We start from the raw sequence: 14,611 nt of genomic DNA, 5'->3' as shown, positions 1-14,611 counted from the left end.
GCTCTGGAGTGAGTCTTGTTTTACTGGATCTGGCAGCTCGTCTACCTGGTGACCTTCGTGGCCAGCCTCTACGCGTTGATCGAGGCGCTGCGGACACCGGCGCAGGCCTTCGAGATCATGGACAAACAGACCAAGAAGCTCTGGGTCATCCTGACCGGTGTGGCGTCGGGACTGTCCCTTCTCGCGGTCCTGAGCGGCACGGGCATGTTCGTCATCCTGGGTCTGGTGGCCACGCTCATCTTCCTGCTGGACGTGCGTCCCGCGGTCAAGGGCATGGGCGGAAACCAGAACAACGGTCCCTACGGGCCCTGGTAGGGGTCCGAACCCCCGCTCTGCGATGGTCGTTCCGCGGGCATGACCTGCCACATGGCCTCCGCGTAGGCGGGATCACCGGTGTAGTCGGAGTGGCCGAGGATCTCCGGACGGCGGGCCTCCCCGGGGAGGGCGTCGTAGGAGCGTGGGTCCGGCAGTGGTTCGACCGTCGGCACGACCAGCTCCTCCCCGGCGGGGCCGGAGCGACGTACAGGTCCCGCGATGGCGTCGGTGACCCGCCACAGGTTGCGCCAGGACGACACCCTCCCCTTCAGGTCGGTGAAGGCCACCGGCCCGAAGTAGGCGGGGAAGTAGCGGGAGTACAAGCGGTCCAACGGGGACCCGTGGGTGATCAGCGAGACCCGGTCGGCGCACTCCTGCGGCAACTGCCACACCGTGGCCGCCGCCAACACCGAACCCTGCGAGTGCCCGGACAACACCACCCCGGTGTCCTCGTCGGCCATCCTGCGCACCCTCGCCACGAGCTGGGGGACGGCGCGTTCGGCGTAGGACGGGGGCGCCAGCGGGTGGGCCGCCCGTGGCCAAAAGGTGCCCACGTCCCACACCGCTCCCACGGCCTGACGGGTCGGCCGGTCCCGGTAGGCGCTGCGGCCGATCCACACCAACGCCACGAGGGCGGCCCCGCCCAGCAGTGAACCCACGGCCACCAGCGCGTCCAGGGCGTCTTGGGCCACGCCCTGCAATCCGCCGGTGACCGCCATGGGGGCGTCCAACGGTCCGGCCTCCAGGTTTCCGGTGGCGATCGAGTACAGGGCCAGCCCCACCAACGGCACGACCGGCAGCAGCAGGGCGCCCAGGATCTTCGGTAGCGCTTCGGTCATCCGGCCCACGGCGCGGGCACGCGCGATGTCCCACGTCCGCCGGTCCCGGACACTGCGCGAGTACAGCGCGGTGACCTTCGGCAACTGGGCTCGTACCGCCCCGCGCAGCCACAGGGCCAGGACCACCACCACGATCAGCACGATGATCGCCTGGAAGGCGAAGGCCAACTGCAGCCAGGAGTAGGCGGTGGGCGGGGACAGCGCCAGACAATCGGCCTCGGGGGCGTCCATCGAGCCGCAGCCGCTCAACCACCGTGACCCCTGGTAGACCAGGGCCGCGGAGAAGGCGCCGCCGAGCAGGGTGCCCAGCGCCGCGGTGGACGGACCGGCCAACCCCCGCATCGCGGTGTGCCGATGTGGTCGGTCCACGGAGAACAGCACCAGCGCCGCCACCAGCAGGATCACCACCAAGGTGCCCTGCACGGCGAAGAGGGTGTTGAGCATGGTCCCGCTGCCCGGGAGCCGCCCCTCGGTCACCCAACCCGGCCGTGGCCAGACGGTGTACACCGCGACGGCCGCGGTCAGCCCCAGGGTGGTGTCGCGCAGCACGCGACACAGTCGATCGGCGCGCGCGTTCCACCGAGCGTCCTTGCCCGGGACCAACACGCTCAACGTGCTCAGCAGCGCCACGAGCGCCAACAGGCCGGCCAGACCCGCACCGACCGTCCACAGACCCGGCACGTCCGGAATCGGTGCTCCGCGCCCGCCCAGGTCGTGCAGTAGCGGCGGCAGGAGCAGCAGCGCCGCCACGGTGCCCACCGCGATCGCGATGTGCGCCGACCGCAGCCGCGCCATGATCTCGCTGTTGCGCCAGAAGTCGGGGTGGCTGAGCGGGGCGTCCTCGGAGTACCGGGGCGGAACCGGTCCGGTCACCACCTCGTAGTCGGCCGCGGTACGTCGGGACAACCGCCACAACACCACCACGACCACCGTCGGCAGTACCGCGCCCACCAGCAAAGACCTGCCCGGCGCGGACAGCGGGGAGGACGCGGAGGCGAGGAAGGCCAACCACGGCCGCGCGCGCACGCACTCCTCGCCCTGGCCGACGCACTGCCAGGCGACCAGGTCCATCCCCACCCCGGCGGCGGCCAGGACGATGAGCATGGTCAGCGAGAGCGCCAGCAGTCGTACCCCGGCCCCGTAGGCGATGTTGGCCACTCGGCGGGTTCCGGTCTGACCGTCGTCCATCCGCCCCGGCCGCATCCAGTAGGCCACGTTGAGCATCATGAACGGCGTCAACAGGAGCCAGAAGGCGCGCGAGGAGGCGCCCGAGGTGAGGTTGCCCCAGGCGAAGATCTCCCGACGCACCCCGGGCAGGGTCTCGGTGTCCGGCTTTCGTCGCCACCGGAAGAACCCGGCCAGCCGGTCGCCGCCCACACGCATGGCGGGCTCCACGTCCAAGAGCTCCTCCGCGTGCCCGCCACTCACCCCATGGACACGCAACTCCACGCGGTCTCGGGCGCCCGAGGGAGCACCATCGGAGCGGGCGGGGGTGCGAGGGGCGGATGCGCGGGTGGGGTTCTCGTGGAGGGGTTCGGCTGTGTCCGGCATGTCAGCATCCTGCCACGCAGAGTCGCCGTGAAACAGCGTGTTCCGCCGGCCTGTGGACAACTCGCGGGGCCGGAACCGGCCCGCCGGGATTCGTGGCGGCCCGCGGGACGGTTCACTGCACCCGCGACTCGTCCTCCACGTCCCAGGTGTTGCACGCCCCCGGTGACTGCTCCTCCCACCCGGAGCGGGTCCACCCGACACTGTTCTCCGGGGAGCCGTGCGTACGCTTCTCGTCCGGCTCGCCCTCCCGGTCCGCGGTCGCGGAAGCGTCGTCCAGCAGCACGTCGAGGTCGTCGTCGGCCAACGGGTAACTCACCCGCACCGAACCCAGGAACGCCCCCGCCAGACAGTTGGCCTGAAGCTCGCTACGGCGCGTCCAGGTGTTGCGGCCGGCGTCGTCCTCCTCCAACTGGCGCTGTTCGTGGTAGTACTCCAGCAGCCCGGACTCGCCCTGCACGTGGTGGGCGTACTCGTGGGCCAACAGCGACGCGTACACCACGCTCTCCTCGGCCCCGTTCCACTTCTCGACCACGTCCTCGGTACCGATGTAGATGGCACCTCCGGCACGGCAGTAGAAGGCGCCGGCCGCCGAGGGATAGGCGCGGCACGGGCTCACCCCGGGCTCGGTCCAGAACACCCGGTCCGGTGGGCTGAAGGCGATCCCGGCCCGTTCGAACTGGGTCTGCCAGACATCGTCCAGACAGTCGGCGACCTGGTTCAGGAACACCTCCATCGAGGCCGGTTCGTCCACGTCCACGTCCGGTACCGGGCACGGCAGGGGGCTCAGCCTCCCCGTCTCGTACAGCGGATTGGCGAGCAACGCCACCTCCCCGCTGGGCCGGTCCGGCACCGATCGGCCCGGCAACCCCAATTGCCCGGTGGGGGAGTCCGAGAGCGAACCACCCTGCCCGGGCTTGTCCTCACCGCTCTCGGCGCGCTCCAGCACGGTGTCGACCCCGGTCCCCGTGTCCTTTTGAACGGTGGACCACGACAGCAGCGACAACGCCAGTACGGCCACCAGAAGGCCACAGACCACGCTGAACACCCGACGGTTGTTCCGGTGCATACGGCGCGCACGCGCCAGCCGGGAGGACTCGTCCGGTCCGCCGTGGTCCCAGGCCGCGCTCACCGCACCAACTCCTCGCGGGCCTCCCACGTGTTGCAGGCGGCCGGATCCATGCGATCCCACCCGTGCGCGGTCCACAGTCTGCCGTTCTCCGCGGAACCGTGCGTACCGGTGCCCTCGTGGTCGGAACGGCGGACGACGTCGTCGAGGATGTTCTCCCGCTCACTCTCCTGGTAACCCAGCGACCCCTCGGCGGAGCCGACGAACACCCCGCCCAGACAGTTGGCCTGGAGCTCGTTGCGCCGGGTCAGCTCGTCGGCGGTCTCGTCGTCGGAGTTGGCCCGCAGGGCGTGGAACTCGGCGAGCATCCGCGACTGCCCCTGCACGTGGTGGCCGTACTCGTGGCTGAGCAGGAACGTGTACGCCTCGGGTTCCTCACTGCCGCCCGAAGCCGCCACGATGTCCTTGACCCCCAGGTACAGGCCCTGGTTGGCCTGGCAGTAGAACGCCGCGGTGCCCTCGCTCGGGAAGGGGCCGCAGGGACTGTGTCCCTCGTCGTACCAGTAGATCCGGTTGGGTGAGTCGAACGGCAGCCCGGCCTCGTCGAAGTAGTCCGCCCAGGCCGTGTCCAGACAGTCGGCGATCGCGTGCACGAACACCTCGACCGAACGAGGGTCCCGCTGGTCCAACGACGGAGGGGAGCACGTCACCTCGCCCAGCTCACCCGCCGCGTACAGCGGGTTCTGCCCGAGTGGGTCGTCGATCGGCGCGTCCGAGTGGTCGGCCGGCCATCCCTCCGAGTCCGCGGACATCAACTCCGTGGGATCGGTACCGACCGGGTCACCCCAAGCCGGTTCGGCGCCGGGAAGCATCGCGGAGATCGCGAGGAACCCGGTGAATCCGACCGCGGCCAGTCCCGTACCGAGGGACAGGGACACACCCAGCCCCATCCGCTGTAGGAACCCACGACGCTCCGCCCAGGGATCGAGGTCCGGGTCCGGTCGCGGTCGCCTCACCACACGCCCACGTCCATCCGTCTCAGGGCCGTTCGGAAACACCGGACCACGACGTCGCGGAGGGTGCCCCGTGGGCACGGTCCGAGGGAAGACCGGATAGGCTCTCGCGTCATGTGGTGGGTCGGCTCCCTGCGCGGGGCCGTCGCTTGGGCGACGGCCCTGCTCGTGTTCTCCTCGCTGGTCACAGCGGTCACCGTGGCGTGGCCGAGAGAGGAGGCGCACGCGGCGGCGGCCGCACCGATCACCACAGTACCGGGGCACGCTTCGGCGAAAACCTTGCCCCATGCCGCCAACGAGGGTTCCATCACCAACCAGATCACCCTCGAACTGGACCGACACGGCGTACTCGGCGGCGAGGAGGACATTCGTTTCGAGGGGGAACCCCCCGAGACCTTCACCCGCGCGCTGACCTCCACGATGATCTACGACACCGATCACGACCGTCGGTTCGAGGTCGACGACGTCACCGCGGTCGACGCCGACGGCGCCACCCTCGACATCGAGACCGAGGAGACCGGTGGCGCCCTGCTGGTGCGGATCCCCACCGCGGACACACGAGGCGTGCGCCTGTCCTATCGGGTGGGCGGCACCATCAGCGAGGTCGCCCAGGGCGTCCAGTTGGAGTGGAGGGCGGTGGGCGCCTACAGCCACCCGGTTCGCACCACCGACGTCACCGTCAACGCCCCCCTGCCGCCGGAGGCCCTGTCCTGCCTGGCGGGCGAACCCCGCAGCTCCATGTACTGCACCGCCTCCGACATGGGCGGCGAAGCGGTCGTCGCGCACTTCCTCCAGGCCGACATGGGCCCGGACGACCGGCTCGACATCGTCGTGAACTACCCGCCCGGCACCGCGGAGGGCGAACCCATCCTCACCCGACGCTGGTCCCTGGCATCGGCCTTCGCGGTCACCCCGGCGACCGGAAGCGTCTTCGGTCTGTTGTTGCTGGTCCTGGTGGGCGGCCTGATCGCCCTGATCCGCATCCGAGGCCGTGACGAGCGCGCGTTGCGCCAAGAGGCCTCCCAGGGCGACCACGCCCCGATCGAGCCCGGCGAGCACGGTCGTCTGCGCTTCCACGCCCCCGACGGTGTCCACCCCGGCCAGATCGGCACGCTGGTGGACGAACGCGTGGACATCGCCGACCTCACCGCCGGTGTCCTGGACCTGGCCGTGCGCGGATACATCCGGGTCGAGGAACTTCCGCACGAGCACTTCACCTCGGTGGACTGGCGGCTGGTCCGCCTGGACGGCCCCACCGGGGAGAACCTGCTGGCCTCCGAGTGGCTGCTACTGGACGCCCTCTTCGGGGAGAAGCGCACCGTGCGCATGTCCCAACTCGCCTCGCCTCGGCACTCCCCGGACTTCCCCACCAGGATCGACCGGGTCCGGGACGAGCTGTACCAGGACATGGTGCGACTGAAGTGGTTCTCCCGCTCACCCAGCCGGGTCCGCGGCGTCTGGACGACGGTCGGGATGCTCACCACCGCGGTCGGCGTCCTGTCGACGATCCTTCTCGCGGTGTTCACCCACGCCGCCTTCACCGGGCTGGCCGTCGTCATCGCCGGCGCGGCCATCACCGCCGGCGCCCAGTACATGCCCGCGAAGACCAGACTGGGCAGCTCCGTGTACGCGCACACCATGGGTTTTCGCGACTACCTGCTGAGCTCGCGCGCCCAGACCGTGCCGTCAGGGCAACGAGTGGAGCTGTACTCGCGCTACCTGCCCTACGCGGTGATCTTCGACGACGTGGAACGTTGGGCCAACATCCTGGCCGGCGCCGCCATCGCCGACCTCGAACCGGAGGAACTCGACGGCGACGGCCTGCACTGGTACACGGGCCCGCGGGAGTGGCGGATCGAGGACTTCACGGACTCCATCACCACGTTCGTGTTCACCCTCACCGGTGTCATCACCAACACCCGTCGCACCGGGCTGCTCAACCAGCTGCAACGATCGAGGTAGGAACGTCCCGGCCAGGGGCCACGAGAGTCGACGAGAACAAGAGGGGGAGCCCATGCGCGCGGTCGTGCAGCGGGTGTCGCACGCTTCGGTGACGGTGGACGACGAGGTCGTCGGGGAGATCACGCGGCCCGGGCTCATGGCGCTCGTGGGCGTCACCCACACCGACACCGAGGCCGAGGCCGCCAAGATCGCCCGCAAGCTCTGGACCCTGCGGATCCTGGCGGACGAGCAGTCCTGCTCGGACATCCAGGCCCCGTTGCTGGTGGTCAGCCAGTTCACCCTCTACGGAGACGCCCGCAAGGGCCGCCGGCCCACGTGGCAGGCGGCGGCCCCGGGGCCGGTCGCCGAACCCCTCGTGGACGCCGTCGTCAAGGAACTGCGCGAACAGGGAGCCGAGGTCGCCACCGGGGTGTTCGGTGCGCGGATGTCCGTGGACCTGACCAACGAGGGGCCGTTCACCGTCGTCCTGGAGGTGTGACCCGGGCGATGACGTGAGCCGGGGCGGGCAGGTCGTGGCGCAGGTCCGGGGTGGTGACCGGCGGGTCGAACACCGTGCGCATCGGCAGCACACCCGCCCAGACCGGGGTGTCATGGTCCTCCGGATCGTCGGACGGCGGCCCCGTACGCACCTTCACCGACGCCTCCTCCAGCGACAACGCCAGCACCCGGGTCGCCGCCGACTCCTTGACACTCGGCCGACGCACCACGTCCCACCGGCCCGGTGCCGCCTGCTCGGTGGTGGCCCGTAGCGCCGCCTCGTGTTCGTTCGGGTCGGTGACCACCCGAGGCGTCCCGAAGACCATCGCCGACCGGTGGTTCATCGAGTGGTGGAAGGCCGACCGCGCCATCACGATCCCGTCCAACAAGGTGACCGTCACGCACACCTCACCGATTTCGCGGAGGAAGCGGGCGCCGGTGGATCCGTGAAGGTAAAGGGTGTCGCCGATCCGTGCGTAGCCGGTCGGCAGTACACGGGGAGCGCCGTCCACCACCACGCCCACGTGGCAGACCAGCCCCTCGTCGAGGAGGTCGTAGAGCTCGGAACGGTCGCTACGGGCCTTGTGTTTCCCCCGCTTGATCCGGGTGCGTTCGGTGGGGGAGAGCGTGCGTTCGGATTCGGGAGCGGATTCGGATTCGGATTCGGTGGAGAGCATGCGTTCACCGTAGAAAGAAAGTGGATACCCCGACCATGGCCACTTTCCGCCTATAACGAAGGACCACTTTGCCTCGTCGCCTCGCCGACCCCCCGATCCACCTGGACCGTTCCCACTCCACCCCGCTCACCACTCAGCTGGCGTCGGAACTGCGTACGGCCATGACCACCGGGGTGCTCCGTCCCTCCGAACGGCTCCCCTCCAGTCGCTCCCTGGCCGCTCAACTCGGGGTGAGCCGCACCGTCGTCACCGACGCCTACCAACAGCTCTACGCCGAGGGATGGTTGGAGGGCAGGCACGGCTCGGGCACGTTCGTCGCCGAGCACGAACCCCTCGCTCCGCGCACGACGCCGGCCCCCCGCGGCGGCCTGCCGTCGCCCGAGGGCCGCCCCGCTCGAGAACAGGTACGCGGGGAGGGCCGTGTCGACCTGCGACCCGGAACGCCTTGGGTGCACGACCACGACCGGGCCGCCCTGCGCCGCGCGTGGCGGCACGCCGCCGGGCACGCACCCGACAGCGTCCCCGACCCGCGTGGACGGCCCCGGCTCCGCGCGCTCCTCGCCGAACACCTGCGCCGCGCCCGCGGCATCCGTGTCGGCTCGGAGAACCTCATCGTCACTCGCGGGACCGGCAACGGGCTCGACCTGGTCGCGGCCCTGCTCGGACCCGGCACCCGCGCCGGCGTGGAGGACCCCGGCTACGGGAGGGCCCGGTCCATCCTGGCCGCCCGCGGCGCCCACATCGTGCCCTGCCCCGTCGACCGCGACGGACTCCGCACCGACGACCTGCCCGACGACCTCGGCCTCGTCTACACCACCCCCGCCCACCAGTACCCGCTCGGCGGACGACTCCCCGTACCCCGCCGCGAACGGCTCCTGACCTGGGCGGCGCGTACCGGCGCCCTGGTGGTGGAGGACGACTACGACGCCGAGTTCCGCTACGACGTGGCGCCCCTGCCCGCCCTGTACGGACTGGACCCGGCACGGGTGGTCCTGCTCGGCACGCTCTCTAAGACCCTCGACCCCGACCTGGGCATCGGCTGGATCGTCGCCGACCCCGACCTCGCCGACCGCCTGGCCGCTGTGCGAGCCGACCTGTCCGACCGCACCAGCGGACCCGTCCAGGCGGTGACCGAGTTGCTACTGGAACGCGGCGACCTCGACCGACACCTGCGTCGGATGCGCCGCGAGTACGCCCGCCGCCGCGCACTGCTCGTGGAACATCTGGGGGCCCACCTGACCGGGGACACCGCCGGACTGCACGTCCTGCTCCCCCTACCGGAGAAGGCGGTGGCACCGGTGATCGAGGCCGCCGCGGCCGAAGGGATCCTGGTCGAGGACACCAGCCGGACCAGCCACGCGGAACCTCGTGTCCACGGACTCGTCATCGGCTACGGAGCCGCCACGAGGCCGGACCTGCGGCACGCCTGCGAGGTCCTCGCCCGCGCAGTGCGAAGGCACACCGAAAGTCCCGGGCGGTGACGAAGCAGCCGCCCGGGACACGGGAGGTCGAAGCTCGGTGGAGTACCGGCGCGGGGAATCCGAAGGGGGACCACCCGTGCCCGGAGCTACTCCACCTCGACGGTCACCGGCTCGAACTTGTAGCCGAGCCCGCGCACGGTGACGATGTACCGGGGGCTGCTCGGGTCCTCCTCGATCTTGGCCCGCAGCCGCTTCACGTGCACGTCCAAGGTCTTGGTGTCACCGACGTAGTCGGCGCCCCACACCCGGTCGATGAGCTGCATCCGCGTGAGCACGCGCCCGGCGTTGAGCAGGAGCACCTCCAGCAGCTCGAATTCCTTCAGGGGCAGCTGCACGTTGTCGCCGAGAACCGTCACCACGTGCCGCTCCACGTCCATACGGACGGGGCCGGCCTCCAGGATGACGCTGGTCGGTGCCTTGACCTCGCCCCGGCGGCGCAGCACCGCGCGGATCCGCGCCACGAGCTCGCGGGAGGAGAACGGCTTGGTCACGTAGTCGTCGGCGCCCAGCTCCAGACCGACGACCTTGTCGATCTCGGAGTCCTTGGCGGTGAGCATGATGACGGGGACGTTGGACTTCTGGCGAAGGGTGCGGCAGACCTCGGTGCCGGACAGTCCCGGCAGCATGAGGTCGAGCAGTACCAGGTCGGCCCCGGTCCGGTCGAAGGTCTCCAACGCCACGGTGCCGGTGGGGGCCACCGCGACCTCGAAACCCTCCTTACGCAGCATGTACGACAGGGCGTCGCTGTAGGACTCCTCGTCCTCTACTACGAGTACACGCGTCACTGTGCCGTCTCCTGGTGATTGTCGTTCCGGGACGTGTCGAACTCCCGGCTCTCCGGTCTGGGCAGACGCAGAGTGAACGTCGACCCCGACCCCTCCTTGCTCCACACGGTCACTTCTCCACGGTGGTGGGTCATGATGTGCTTGACGATCGCCAGGCCGAGACCGGTACCACCGGTGGCCCGGCTTCGAGCGGCGTCCACACGGTAGAACCGCTCGAAGATTCTCTCCAGATCCTGTTGTGGGATCCCGATCCCCTGGTCGGCGACGCTGATGTCCACGCTCGACCGGGCGACCCCCACTGAGACCGCCACCCGGGTGTTCTTCGGGCTGTAGGCGACGGCGTTCGTTATCAGGTTACGCAGGGCGGTGCCGAGCATGGCCTCGTCACCCAGCACGGTCAGCCCCTCGGCACCGCTGCCGACCAGCTCGATCCCCTTGGCGTCGGCGGGCATGCGCGCCGCGTCGATCGACTCCTCCACGATGGACTCCACGTTCACCGGAACCGGTTCGGCGATCGGTTCGGCGCCCTGGATACGGGAAAGGGTGATGAGGTCCTGGATGACGGCGGTCAGACGGGAGGCCTCGATCTGCATGCGCTCGGTGAACCGACGGACGGCCTCCGGGTCGTCACTCGCGTCCTGTACGGTCTCCGCCAATAGGGACAGGGCACCCACCGGGGTCTTCAACTCATGCGAGATGTTGGCCACGAAGTCACGACGGACCGCCTCCAAACGACGGTGTTCGGTCTGGTCCTCGGCCAGGACGAGCACCAGACCGGTGCCGCCCAGCGGTGCCACCCGCACGGCGAAGGACGTGGCGTCGGGGCCGAACTTGCGGACGGCGACCTCGATCGAGGTCTCACGGATGACCCCGTCCCGACGAACCTTGCGGGCCAGCGAGAGGAGTTCGCCTATGACCAGTTCCTCGCCACGGACGATCCCGAAGGCCCGGGCGGCGGAGGAAGCACGCAGGACTCTGTCCGCGGAGTCCAGGACCACGGCGGAAGAGGGGAGGGCGGAGAGTACCTCCGCGATCCCCGGGGGGAGGCCGTTGCCCTCCTGGCGCGGACGCGGTTCCAGTTGTTCCGCGCGCGACCGGAAAAAGCGACCGGCGACGATGACGCCCATGACGACGCCCAGCACGAGTCCGATGATGCCGGTTACGGCGGCGAGAAGTTCACCTTGCACGATTCGATCGTAAACGTGCCGACCAGGGCTTTACTCGGCAAGGGCACGCGACACAACCGAGGTTCTTCAATCGTTCACCGACTCTTGGCCGATCCTTCAAACTCACACTGGGAGCATTGACCTTATGCGCGATACGTACCACGAGGACCTTGACAGCCTGAGCGAACGCCTCGTCGAGATGACCAGGCTCGCCAGGCACGCCGTCGCGCGTGCCACCACCGCGTTGTTGGACAGTGACCTCACCGCCGCCCAGGAGGTGATCTCCGGGGACGAGGCGATCAACCGACTGGACCAGGAGATCGAGGACACCGCCTTCAGTCTGATGGCGCGGCAACAGCCGGTGGCCTCCGACCTGCGGACCATCATCACCGCCCTGTACATGCGTGGTGACCTGGAGCGGATGGGCGACCACGCCGTCCACCTGGCCAAGATCGCCCGCCGTCGACACCCGGACTCGGCCATCCCCAAGCCGGTTCGCTCGATCGTCCTGGAGATGGGTCACGAAGCCGAGCTGCTGGTCACCAAGGCCGGAGAGGTGATCCTGGAGAGGGACCCCGACACCGCTCTGGAACTGGACAAGGACGACGACAAGATGGACCGGCTGCGGCGCAAGCTGCTGCAGCGCATCCTCGCCCCGGGCTGGGAGTACGGGGTCGAGGCGACCATGGACGTGACCCTGGTCGGGCGGTTCTACGAACGTTACGGTGACCACGCGGTGCACGTCGCCGACAACCTGATCTACATGGTGACCGGAGAGAAGCGCGAGGATTACGAACCCGAGGAGTAACACCCTCGTAGGTCGTCATCCGACGTCATCGGGCCCTGGGGCTTTCGTGTTCCGGGGCCCTACGCGTGCGCGGGGGAGAACGGGGGAGAACCAGGGGATGGCACGGGGGGATGTGGGGGGAGGGCTTGACGCGGGCTTGACTCCGGGGGCGGTCTGGATCCGGACGAGTCAACGTTGGATCAGCCCCGTCCGAAATCGTGATCTAAATCGCTACGAGCGCTCGCGGGGCGTGTTCGTGCGAGGGCGAACCCTACCCCAAGAAGGTAGCCCTGATGTCACGCTTCGGCTGGCCAGCGGGGGTTCCAGCCCTCTTTGAGATGTTCCGATCAGGCATCCGAGGCTGCTCGGGTACACTTTGTCAAGCCCTAAAAAGTGTGGCTTGACCTGCGTGTTCGCAAAGCTAATAGGTACGTTAAGTCACAGATTCATGGTATCCTTGGTGTAGCGGAAGGGGTACCTGTCACATGGCTTTCAAGGTCGGCGACACTGTTGTCTACCCCCATCATGGGGCTGCTCGTATTGAAGCGATCGAGACTCGCACTATTAAGGGCGAGGACAGAACCTACCTCGTTCTGAGGGTTGACAAGGGCGATCTGACGGTGCGAGTGCCGGCTGCGAACGCCGAGGATGTCGGCGTTCGTGACGTGGTGGGGCAGGAAGGCCTGGACAAGGTCTTCGAGGTGCTGCGGGCACCGCACACCGAAGAGCCCACCAACTGGTCGAGGCGCTACAAGGCGAACCTGGAGAAGCTGGCGTCCGGCGACGTCAACAAGGTCGCCGAGGTCGTGCGTGACCTGTGGCGCCGGGACAAGGAACGTGGTCTGTCCGCCGGTGAGAAGCGGATGCTCGCCAAGGCGCGGCAGATTCTCGTCAGTGAACTCGCGCTCGCGGAAAAGACCAACGAGGACAAGGCCGAGGCCATCCTCGACGACGTTCTTACAGGCTGATAGTCGCGGAATCACATAATTCATGACGAAAATGCCTCGGGTGGGCGTCGGAACCGACGTCCACCCGTTTTCTCCTGGAAGAACACTTTATCTCGCCGGTTTGGAATGGCCCGGTGAAGATGGTGTGAGTGGCCATTCCGATGGTGATGTCGCCGCTCATGCCGCATGCGACGCGTTGTTGTCCGCCTGCGGACTCGGTGATCTCGGATCCAACTTCGGAACCTCCGATCCTCGGTGGAAGGGTGCCTCGGGCGTGGCTCTGCTCACAGAGACCGTCACACGCGTGCACGCCGCCGGTTTCGAGATCGGCAACGTGGCCGTCCAGATCATCAGCAACCGCCCCAAGTTCGCGCCCCGGCGTGACGAGGCGGAGAAGACGTTCTCCGAGGTCGTGGGCGCGCCCGTGAGCATCTCGGCGACCACCACCGACGGCTTGGGCCTCACCGGCCGTGGTGAGGGCATCGCGGCCGTCGCGACCGCCCTCTGCGCACCCAGGGACTGAACCGAACGCACACCACCTGTGGCCTCCGCACCCGATCGGGTGCGGAGGCCACACGTGTTCGCCCAGGGAGGGGCCGGTGGAGGCGAGGGAGTGGTCCGAGCGGTGAGCGAGGCGGCCGGTGGAGTTCCGGTGGGGTCGGGGGTGGGGCGGCAGGGGAGCAGGAACAGGGGCAGGGCAGGGACAGGGGCCAGTGGGCCTGTATCCGGCCCATGACTCCAGCCGCGTCCCTAGGCCCGAAACCCTCCTGAACTGGTGCGAGTGCGGACTACTTCTCCCGGCGGGAAGCCGCGCGCCAGGATTCATCAGGACTCGCGGGGCCCATGGGGATTCGCCGGGACTCGTAGGGACTTGCAGGGGGCACACAAGGCCCACAGAGACTTGCGGGGGCTTACAAGGGCTTACAGGGGCTTGCAGAGGCATACAGGGAGTTGTCCACAGGCTCGTTCCCTCGGCCTGGTGGTGGGGCATAGGGGCGTGATCCTATTGATCTTGGGGGAGCCTCTGGTTTCGCCGGTTTCGTGCTGCCCGGGGGTTGTTTTGGTAGGGCGCCTCAGGCCGTGATCCCGCGGGTGGTTGGGCGTTGCTCGGGAATGTGGGTGGGACGCCTGCGGGCGGGAGCCCACCTGTTCACGGGGCGGGTGTGGGGTGTGTTGGGGGCGCCCCAGCTAGATAGCCCTTGGGTGGTTGGGCGTTGCTCGGGTGTGTTCTCCCTCCTTCCCCGCCGCGTGATTGTTGCCGCCCGCACCGCACGCGTCAAGGCGATGGTGAGTGCTCTGACAGCGGTGTTGGTGGCCTTGACCCGTGCGGTGCGGGCGGCGGTTTGGCGGCTATCGGGGAAGGGGGGAGAGTGGTTGAGGTCCCAACAGCCCTGCGGGCCTGCGGCCCACTCCGGCCGCAGGCGGCCGGATCCCTTCCCCTCCCTCTGGTGTCCTCGTGGGCCGCGTCGCCACTACGTGACGGGTCCGGTCACGAAGGCCCCGCTACAGGTGGGACGGGTGGCGGGGCGCGTCCCCGCGGTAGCC

The 14,611-nt window shown here is 68.9% G+C and carries 13 protein-coding genes; 7 read left to right on the top strand and 6 right to left on the bottom strand.

Annotation, left to right across the window (positions count from 1 at the left end; genetic code table 11):
• Positions 1-15: 15 nt before the first annotated feature.
• Positions 16-315: a DUF2516 family protein gene (locus tag ABZ717_RS01030; protein WP_358503552.1), complete on the top strand. Its 300-nt coding sequence runs from the start codon at positions 16-18 to the stop codon at positions 313-315.
• Here ABZ717_RS01030 and ABZ717_RS01025 read toward each other — a convergent pair.
• From ABZ717_RS01025 to ABZ717_RS01015, 3 genes are all read right to left on the bottom strand, one after another.
• Complete coding sequence (locus tag ABZ717_RS01025) at positions 300-2,705, bottom strand: hypothetical protein (protein ID WP_358503549.1); 2,406 nt, start codon at positions 2,703-2,705, stop codon at positions 300-302. The two genes, ABZ717_RS01030 and ABZ717_RS01025, sit on opposite strands and share 16 nt — an antisense overlap.
• 112 nt (positions 2,706-2,817) lie before the next feature.
• Positions 2,818-3,771, bottom strand: coding sequence for a neutral zinc metallopeptidase (locus ABZ717_RS01020; protein ID WP_358504057.1), 954 nt, complete (start codon positions 3,769-3,771; stop codon positions 2,818-2,820).
• A 59-nt stretch (positions 3,772-3,830) separates the two neighbouring features.
• The gene (locus tag ABZ717_RS01015; RefSeq protein ID WP_358503547.1) at positions 3,831-4,790 is read right to left on the bottom strand and encodes a neutral zinc metallopeptidase; all 960 of its coding nucleotides are present in this window, start codon (positions 4,788-4,790) and stop codon (positions 3,831-3,833) included.
• A 108-nt stretch (positions 4,791-4,898) separates the two neighbouring features.
• Between ABZ717_RS01015 and ABZ717_RS01010 the strand changes: the two genes are divergently transcribed.
• Together ABZ717_RS01010 and dtd are read left to right on the top strand one after the other, a co-directional pair.
• Complete coding sequence (locus tag ABZ717_RS01010) at positions 4,899-6,746, top strand: DUF2207 domain-containing protein (RefSeq protein WP_358503544.1); 1,848 nt, start codon at positions 4,899-4,901, stop codon at positions 6,744-6,746.
• Positions 6,747-6,798: 52 nt separating this feature from the next.
• A complete protein-coding gene (dtd, locus tag ABZ717_RS01005) occupies positions 6,799-7,224 on the top strand; it encodes a D-aminoacyl-tRNA deacylase (protein ID WP_358503541.1) in 426 nt (141 codons plus the stop codon).
• Here the strand turns inward: dtd and ABZ717_RS01000 are convergent.
• Positions 7,202-7,900, bottom strand: a complete 699-nt coding sequence (locus ABZ717_RS01000; RefSeq protein WP_358503538.1) for a pyridoxamine 5'-phosphate oxidase family protein — start codon at positions 7,898-7,900, stop codon at positions 7,202-7,204. The genes dtd and ABZ717_RS01000 overlap by 23 nt on opposite strands.
• Positions 7,901-7,968: 68 nt before the next feature.
• On the opposite strand from ABZ717_RS01000, the gene ABZ717_RS00995 reads away from it, so the two are divergent.
• Positions 7,969-9,381 (top strand): PLP-dependent aminotransferase family protein, encoded by a 1,413-nt coding sequence (locus tag ABZ717_RS00995; RefSeq protein ID WP_358503535.1) that lies wholly within the window; start codon positions 7,969-7,971, stop codon positions 9,379-9,381.
• An 86-nt stretch (positions 9,382-9,467) separates the two neighbouring features.
• Here ABZ717_RS00995 and ABZ717_RS00990 read toward each other — a convergent pair whose 3' ends face one another.
• Both ABZ717_RS00990 and ABZ717_RS00985 read right to left on the bottom strand, forming a co-directional pair.
• Positions 9,468-10,166 carry a response regulator transcription factor gene (locus ABZ717_RS00990; protein WP_067600365.1) on the bottom strand — a complete coding sequence of 233 codons (699 nt, stop codon included), beginning with the start codon at positions 10,164-10,166 and terminating at the stop codon, positions 9,468-9,470.
• On the bottom strand, positions 10,163-11,353 hold the full coding sequence (locus ABZ717_RS00985) for an ATP-binding protein (protein WP_358503532.1): 1,191 nt from the start codon (positions 11,351-11,353) through the stop codon (positions 10,163-10,165). The genes ABZ717_RS00990 and ABZ717_RS00985 overlap by 4 nt, the downstream gene beginning before the upstream one ends.
• 124 nt (positions 11,354-11,477) lie before the next feature.
• On the opposite strand from ABZ717_RS00985, the gene phoU reads away from it, so the two are divergent.
• From phoU to ispF, 3 genes are all read left to right on the top strand, one after another.
• On the top strand, positions 11,478-12,140 hold the full coding sequence (phoU, locus tag ABZ717_RS00980; protein ID WP_358503529.1) for a phosphate signaling complex protein PhoU: 663 nt from the start codon (positions 11,478-11,480) through the stop codon (positions 12,138-12,140).
• Between the two features lie 464 nt (positions 12,141-12,604).
• On the top strand, positions 12,605-13,087 hold the full coding sequence (locus ABZ717_RS00975) for a CarD family transcriptional regulator (protein ID WP_067600369.1): 483 nt from the start codon (positions 12,605-12,607) through the stop codon (positions 13,085-13,087).
• 31 nt (positions 13,088-13,118) lie between these two features.
• Positions 13,119-13,589, top strand: a complete 471-nt coding sequence (ispF, locus tag ABZ717_RS00970) for a 2-C-methyl-D-erythritol 2,4-cyclodiphosphate synthase (RefSeq protein WP_358504054.1) — start codon at positions 13,119-13,121, stop codon at positions 13,587-13,589.
• The last annotated feature ends 1,022 nt before the right edge of the window (positions 13,590-14,611 follow it).

The sequence above is a fragment of the Nocardiopsis sp. NPDC006832 genome, assembly GCF_040635885.1.
In the GTDB taxonomy this organism is placed as follows: domain Bacteria; phylum Actinomycetota; class Actinomycetes; order Streptosporangiales; family Streptosporangiaceae; genus Nocardiopsis.
Note: the sequence above shows the minus strand (reverse complement) of the source record. Positions and strands in the feature narration are given on the sequence as shown.

Excerpts from the sequence above, each read along its gene's own strand:
- phoU (WP_358503529.1), top strand. The coding sequence starts at position 11,478 with ATGCGCGATACGTACCACGAGGACCTTGACAGCCTGAGCGAACGCCTC.
- ABZ717_RS00975 (WP_067600369.1), top strand. The coding sequence starts at position 12,605 with ATGGCTTTCAAGGTCGGCGACACTGTTGTCTACCCCCATCATGGGGCT.
- ispF (WP_358504054.1), top strand. The coding sequence starts at position 13,119 with ATGCCTCGGGTGGGCGTCGGAACCGACGTCCACCCGTTTTCTCCTGGA.
- dtd (WP_358503541.1), top strand. The coding sequence starts at position 6,799 with ATGCGCGCGGTCGTGCAGCGGGTGTCGCACGCTTCGGTGACGGTGGAC.
- ABZ717_RS01025 (WP_358503549.1), bottom strand. The coding sequence starts at position 2,705 with ATGCCGGACACAGCCGAACCCCTCCACGAGAACCCCACCCGCGCATCC.
- ABZ717_RS01000 (WP_358503538.1), bottom strand. The coding sequence starts at position 7,900 with ATGCTCTCCACCGAATCCGAATCCGAATCCGCTCCCGAATCCGAACGC.
- ABZ717_RS01010 (WP_358503544.1), top strand. The coding sequence starts at position 4,899 with ATGTGGTGGGTCGGCTCCCTGCGCGGGGCCGTCGCTTGGGCGACGGCC.
- ABZ717_RS01020 (WP_358504057.1), bottom strand. The coding sequence starts at position 3,771 with ATGCACCGGAACAACCGTCGGGTGTTCAGCGTGGTCTGTGGCCTTCTG.